General features: G+C 65.4%; 6 protein-coding genes. 2 read left to right on the forward strand and 4 right to left on the reverse strand.

The annotated features are described in order from the left end of the window. Positions 1-29: 29 nt before the first annotated feature. The 4 genes from VGN93_RS27675 to VGN93_RS27690 form a co-directional block, all read right to left on the reverse strand. On the reverse strand, positions 30-2,384 hold the full coding sequence (locus tag VGN93_RS27675) for a cellulose biosynthesis cyclic di-GMP-binding regulatory protein BcsB (RefSeq protein ID WP_327510164.1): 2,355 nt from the start codon (positions 2,382-2,384) through the stop codon (positions 30-32). Further along, the gene (bcsA, locus tag VGN93_RS27680; protein ID WP_319317152.1) at positions 2,381-4,549 is read right to left on the reverse strand and encodes a UDP-forming cellulose synthase catalytic subunit; all 2,169 of its coding nucleotides are present in this window, start codon (positions 4,547-4,549) and stop codon (positions 2,381-2,383) included. Before bcsA ends, VGN93_RS27675 begins: the two co-directional genes overlap by 4 nt. An 85-nt stretch (positions 4,550-4,634) precedes the next feature. Further along, a complete protein-coding gene (bcsN, locus tag VGN93_RS27685; protein ID WP_327510165.1) occupies positions 4,635-5,591 on the reverse strand; it encodes a cellulose biosynthesis protein BcsN in 957 nt (318 codons plus the stop codon). Positions 5,592-5,594: 3 nt separating this feature from the next. After that, positions 5,595-5,813 (reverse strand): hypothetical protein, encoded by a 219-nt coding sequence (locus VGN93_RS27690; protein ID WP_327510166.1) that lies wholly within the window; start codon positions 5,811-5,813, stop codon positions 5,595-5,597. Positions 5,814-5,986: 173 nt separating this feature from the next. Here VGN93_RS27690 and VGN93_RS27695 point away from each other — a divergent pair, with 173 nt between their 5' ends. Next, a complete protein-coding gene (locus VGN93_RS27695; RefSeq protein WP_319317144.1) occupies positions 5,987-6,184 on the forward strand; it encodes a hypothetical protein in 198 nt (65 codons plus the stop codon). A gap of 11 nt (positions 6,185-6,195) precedes the next feature. Beyond that, complete coding sequence (locus tag VGN93_RS27700) at positions 6,196-6,354, forward strand: hypothetical protein (RefSeq protein WP_319317142.1); 159 nt, start codon at positions 6,196-6,198, stop codon at positions 6,352-6,354. The last annotated feature ends 217 nt before the right edge of the window (positions 6,355-6,571 follow it).

Here is a 6,571-nt window from a genome sequence, read left to right on the forward strand (position 1 = left end):
TTACGGTTAACCGCCGGTAAACGGCGCCCTCAGCCGCCCCGTCCGAAGCGGCGCAGAAGTCCCGATGTCGCGATCCCGAGCAGAATCGACAGCACGCAAAACAGCGCGGCATAGGCGAGGATATTGGACGACAGCCAGTTCGCCGCGATGAGCCGCAGATTGGAAAAGGTCCAGGGCTGCGTGGAAACGAAGCGGGTGCTGCTCACCGCCCGCGTATCGAGCGCCTCCGCATCCTTGCTGTCGAGGCTGACATAACCGTCGAGCTGCTGCCAGCGATCGTCCTGTGCCATCGCCGCCATGCCGGCCTTGAGATCGACGCCGGTGGGTGCGGAAAGCACGGTCCAGGTGGCGGTCTCCTCCGGACTGTCGCCCTGCGCGACGAGGAAGCGCGCGGTGTCGTCGGGCGCGACGATCGCCTCTTCGCCCGGAAGCAGGCGCAGCGAGGAGAGCGAGATGTCGAACGTCTCCTGCAACCAGGTCTCGAGCGCCGCAATCTGCCCGCGCCAGGAGCCGCCGCGCACGCGCGACTGCCATTCGTCGAAGGCCTCCTGCGTCGCCCCCTGTTGGCCGCCGCCCTCGGCCGGGCCGCCCCAGGAGGAGGCGCTCTCGGCGGCGATATGCGTCTGGCCGAGAACCAGCGGCGGTAGCTGCGAGATCGTGCCGACGAGGATGGCGTTGCGCTCGCCGATCGCCAGCGCCGAGGATTCCGGCCGCACCAGCAGCGCCCGCCCGCTCGAAACCGCCATCTTGCCGAGGAAGGTGGCGCTGGTCGAAAGCGTGTCCGCGTCGAGGCGGTCGAGATAGAGCGCCGTCGGATCGACCTGTCCGTTATAGGGAAATCCCGTGCCGGAAAGGGCGGAAAGGTTCGGCAGCCGCGCGATGCGCGCAAAGCGCGGCATGCGGAATTCGGAGGAATCGAACAGCGCGAACCGCGGCTCCTCGCTGGCGCTGGCGCCCGGCGCGCAGATCTTGTCCGCCGCGGTCATCAGCACCGTCTCGATATCCACGCGGTTCGGCCCCGGCCGGAAATGCCGCATGGTCACGCGGATCGGCAGATGGCGGAAGATGCCGCCGTTGCGGCTGGTGATCGGCACGGTGGTGGCGATGTTGCCGTTGACATAGATGTCGATATGGCTGCCCGGCAGCACTTCCGACGAATAGGCCGCGTCGAGCAGCAGCCGCGCCTCGCCATAGGCATCCGCATAGAAATCCGATGGGATGCCGATATCGAAGCCGGTACGATAGCGCCGCCCGCTGAACTCGCCGGTGCGCACGCCGAGCGTGGCGAAGGACAGCGACATTTCGCCGGAGACCAGCGGCATTTCGGTGGCGTTGCGCTGGCGCACGCTCAGCGCCTCGCGCGTCACGCCGAGCGGCCGGTCGATGGGCGCGAGCATGCCCTCCACCGCCCCTTCGATCGACGGCCAGTCCGGCCCGCTGACGACGAAGACCTTGCGGCCGCCCGCCGGCGCCTCGACGAAGGTGGCGAGCGCGGAAGAGCGCGCCGTCACCGGCAGGCTCGGCAGCAGCGCCGCCAGATCGTCGGCGGTGCCGACCAGCACCATCATTTCGCCGGCACCCGCCGTCGCCGGCAGCGTATCGACGACGTCGAACGTCTGGTTCGGCATCTTCGCCATCAGGGCAAGCCCCTGGCTCAACCGCATCAGCGCATTGGTGGCGACCGGCTGGCCCATGTCCGGCACGACCATGACGAATTTCGTCTGCCCCGTGGGTCCCAGGCCGATGGCGGCGATGTCGTCGGTCGTCAGAAGCCGGCCGCTGATGTCGGCCGGCACCGCCAGATAGGTGCGCGCCGGGTCGATCGCCGTCCACAGGTCATAGGTCGAGCGGACGGTGCAGTCGGTGCGGTGGCGGTGCACGGCATTGAAGGTCACGCGGTTGAGGCCCGGCCGCAGCACACCCTTCGGCAGGTCGAACTGCATGTCCTTGGTGCCTTCGGCCGACTGCACCGGCAGTTCGCCGACCGTCACGTCGTTGACGACGACGGTGAGCCGCGAGGATTCCGGCGCCACCACGACGGCGTTGGAATAACCGAGGTTGATTGACGTGGCGCTCTCGGCCTGCTGGGGCGTGAGGAAGACCGGGAAGGACTGACTTGCGGCCTCGCCCTCGAGAAGCAGCGAGGTCGCGGGAACGATGTAGCGCCGGGCCAGCGGATCGGGCGTCACGGCCTTCTGTTCCGGCTCCTTCGTCTGCGTCGTCGTGACGGGCGTGCCGCCCTCCACCGCCGGCTTCTCCTCGACGACCGGCTCCCGTTCGCCGGACATGTCGAAGGGCACGGACGGGTCCTGACCGAAGGTGACCGATGCGGTGAGCGCGAAGACGAGGCCGAGGAGCGCGGCCCTTTTGGGCAAAAGCGTCACGGTGCGGCCTCCCCCTTCTTGCCGCCAAAGCTGCGCGCGAAATAGACCAGCCCGCGGCTCGTCTGGTAGAAGGCAATGCCGAGGAACCACAGCGAGCCGCGAAACAGGCCCGGATTGTAGCGGCGCGACACCTGGAAATCGCTCCACTGGTTGGAGTTGGCGAAGATCAGATCGGCGACGAGCGCATGATGGCGCGCCTCCTCCGGCCTGAAGCGGCAGCCGACGGCGACCACGCTGCCCTGGTTCTCCAGGTTGCGGACCTCGACGGGCAGGGTTTCCTCGCGATCGGAGCCCGAGGGCGCAAACCGCAGGAAGCCGCGCGATGCGGGCGCGATCTCCGTTTCCAGGCCGAAGACCTGCACGCGCGCACCATGCGCCGAGACGTTTTCCAGCGTCGCCGGGTGGTGCAGGCCGCCGGCGACGAAGGTGCAGCGCCGCTTGACCGTCACGCGCCGGCTCGCCGCCTTCTCGCTGCGCTCCGAAACGACGCCGAGCGCGCAGCCGGCGATGATGAGGTTCAACAGGTTCCAGCCGCCGACCACAAAGGTGACGTCCGCCTTGTAGGGCTCGGAATAGAAACGGTAGATGCTCATCAGGAAGGCGACGAACAGCACGGCGAAGATGACGAAGAACGGCCGGCTGATTTCGGACAACCGCGCCACGCTGATCGACTCGTCCTTCGCCGTCACCTTGAACGTCGGCTTAGTGGGGTTCAGCATCACCGAGACGACGGCCGGCAGCAGGTGCACGCTCTGCACATATTCGTAGAGTTCGGAAATCCACGGCCAGCGGAACGAGCCGTAGAGGTAGTTCTGCATCATCAGGTTCACGAGCATGTAGGCGAGCGTATAGCCGAGGAACTCGCCGCCCGACGCCGTGAAGATTTCAAGGTCGAAGAACAGGTAGAACAGCGGCGCGAAGAGGAAGATCGTGCGCGGGAACGGAAACAGCCAGAACAGCATCGACGACATGTAGCAGAGGCGCTGCGGCACGGTGAGCCCGCGCTTGAACAGCGGAAAACGAAAACGCAGGATCTGCATCATGCCCTGCGCCCAGCGGCTGCGCTGGCCGATGAAGCTGGCGAAGGTGGCGGGCTGCAGGCCGGCGATCAGCGGCTTGTCGACATAGACGCTGTTCCAGCCGCGCGAATGCAGCGCCAAGGCCGTCTCGCAGTCCTCGGTGATCGAAAGGCCGGAAAAGCCGCCCGCCTCGTTGAGCGCGGTGCGCCGGAGCACCGCCGCCGAGCCGCAGAAGAACGAGGCGTTCCACTTGTCGAGGCCGCGCTGGATGATGCCGTAGAACATCTCGTTTTCGCTCGGCATCGTCTCGAAGGTGCGCAGGTTGCGCTCCAGCGGGTCCGGGTTCAGGAAGAAGTGCGGCGTCTGGACGAGGAAGAGTTTCGCATCGTCCGCGAAATAGCCGACCGTCTCGCGCAAGAAATCGCGCGCCGGCGCATGGTCCGCATCGAAGATGGCGATGAGTTCGCCGTTCGAATGCTGCATGCCGTTGTTCATGTTGCCGGCCTTGGCATGTTCGTTGCGGGCGCGGGTCAGGTAGTTGACGCCGAGATCGCGGCAGAGCGCCCGGAGTTCGCGGTGGCGGGCTTCGGCCATCTGCGCCTCGATGACGGCGGCCGCATTGCGCTTCTGCTCCGTGCCGCCATCGTCGAGCAGCCAGACGGTCACCTTGTCGGCCGGATAATCCATCGCCTTGGCGGCGGCGAGCGTGTTGGCGAGAAGGCCGATGTCCTCGTTGTATGTCGGCACGAAGACGTCGACCGAGGGCAGCTTGCCCACATCGGCCACGCGGCTCTTGCGCGAGGGCAGCGGCATGGCGACGACGAAGAGGCTGAGCGCCAGCATCATCACGCTGTACATTTCGGCGAGATAGAGCAGGAAGCCGGGAATGAAGTTTTCCAGCTGGTTCAGCGGCGGCAGCGTGCTGGTCGTGCGCCAGTAGACATAGCGCAGCACGACGGCGGTGCCGAAGGCGAGCGCGATGAGCCGCCAGATGCCCTCGGCGCGCAGCACCTTGATCACCGCCATGAGGGTCACGACGGCGATGCTGGCGATAAGCTGGGTCTGGAGGTTGATAGGCAGCGTGATCACGAGGATCACCAGGGCGGAAATCATCGCCCACAGGATGATCGTGCCGATATGTCTCATTCGCCGTCCTTCGCCGTCATAGCGCTTTAAGGCGGACCTTACGCACCATTATGTTAAGGAAAAATGAGGCGGGCGGACCCTCACATCAATTACAGGTTGTCGATCCGGCGGTCGATGTAACACAGACGGGCGACGGCACCACCACGGCCTCGCCTTCCGTTTCCGTACCGGCTCCGCCCGTCGGCGACGGCACGATGACGGCGTCGCCCGTGTCGAGGACCACCGGCTTCTTCTCCGGCAGGCGGCGGGTTGCGGGCACGCGCGCTTCCGTTTCCACGCGGACCGTCGTCACCGGCACCTTGCGCTCCTCCACCGCGACGCGCAGCGGTTCGCCGCCGCCGATCTGGCTGTCGACAGAGGTCGGCGTGCCGTATGGATTCCAGGTCGTGCCGGAGAAGCCGCCGACGATGGTGTAACCATACATCATCTCGACCAGCTCTTTTTCGCCGGCCCCCGCTTGGCAGACGCGCAGGCGGACCTGGAGCATGCCGAGGCTGTTCATATGGTTGCGATCGGCTTCGTCCGAGCGGATCTGCTGCCAGCCGTAGAGGCAGCCGTCATCGCCGGCACCCGGCCCGTAGGCATAGCCGAAGGGACCATAGGTGTTGCGCACGAAATTGGCCGAGATCGCGAGCGAGCGGCCCGGGAGGTAGGTACGCATCTCGCTGCGGATCGCGCCGTGCTGCACCGGCTTGAAGGCGAGCGCACCGGCCGGCATCGCCACCGTTTCAGCCGGCCCGAAGGCCTGGATGCTGATAAAATTCTGGCCGGATGTGGCGGCGGAGGTGGAAAGCGCGATCTGCTGTTCGATCGCATTGGTATATTGCCGCTGGACCACGCTGACGATCGACAACGTGCCGGGTGCCGGCAGAACCAGCGCGCTTGACGCGGGCACGGTGGTGGAAAGCGTCGCGATGCCGATGCCCGGCCGCGCCGCACAGCCGGCAACCATCGCCGCCGCCGCACAGGTTGCGAGCAGGGAGACCGTCCGGAACGCCCTGCCGCAACGATCGGAAAATCGAATCGCTGCCGAATCATCCATGCTTCACTCATATTTCGCCCGGCCGCGAATAGGAATCCCGGAAATGACGATGACGACGCCGTCAAAAGCTTGAGGCAAGATGCGGCAACGCAAAAAGCCCCGGCATCCCGACGACGCCGGGGTTTTCTCGAAAGCGAAAATTACGTCAGCCCGGCGCTGACGGCCTCGATGCGTATCGACCATGCCCAGCACCTCGCGTTCCCGCCCGGTCAGTTGTGCCACTTGGCGCCCCGGCGGGCCCGTCTCTGTTTTACGCGTTTCGCGCCGCAGTTTTCCCACAGGGCCGCGCGGTACGAACGGCCGGCGCTCCGTCCGAATTTTTCCCCGCACCGGCCGGAACAATCGCCCACCTTGCCGGTTGAAGCACCGTCGAAGTCGATTAGGCGTGATCGCATATGCCGGACCAATCCAAGCTCTTTCCCGACCATCGAAGGCTCTCGGGAGAACGCTACACGGTGGAAACCTTTCGTGCGGCCTATGACCTGCCCGTGCAGGAGGCCAGGCGCCTGTTCGAGAAGTTCGGCCCCTCCAAGCGGGAGCTTGACCTTCTCATGCGCGCCCGCCGCGACCCCGGGCAGTTCCTGAACTTTTGAGGAGACGCACCATGACGAACCCCAAAAATCCTTCTCCCGAGAAACACAAGCCCGAGGACGACGCTCCGGTCGAGGGCAGCGAGATGGAAACGGAAGAAGACAAGATCAAACGCGAGCAGGCCACCAAGCCGGCACTGATGCCGATCGGCGATCCCGCCGGCGCAGCGTGACTGCACGGCTATCGAAGCTCGCTGACTCCGAATATTACCCAAGGCCCCACACCCCTCCTCCGTCATGGTCGAGCTTGACCCACTGGTGTCCGGTTTAAATTCAATGGACAAGGTGCACGGTGTTGATTCTACTCGTATTCGAGCGTTTGGCGACGATCTCGGACACGATAGAGGAGCAACCCCGTGCGGCATCACAATAGCGTCTTTCATGATCTTT

Source organism: Shinella sp., from assembly GCF_035998705.1.
Lineage (GTDB): Bacteria > Pseudomonadota > Alphaproteobacteria > Rhizobiales > Rhizobiaceae > Shinella.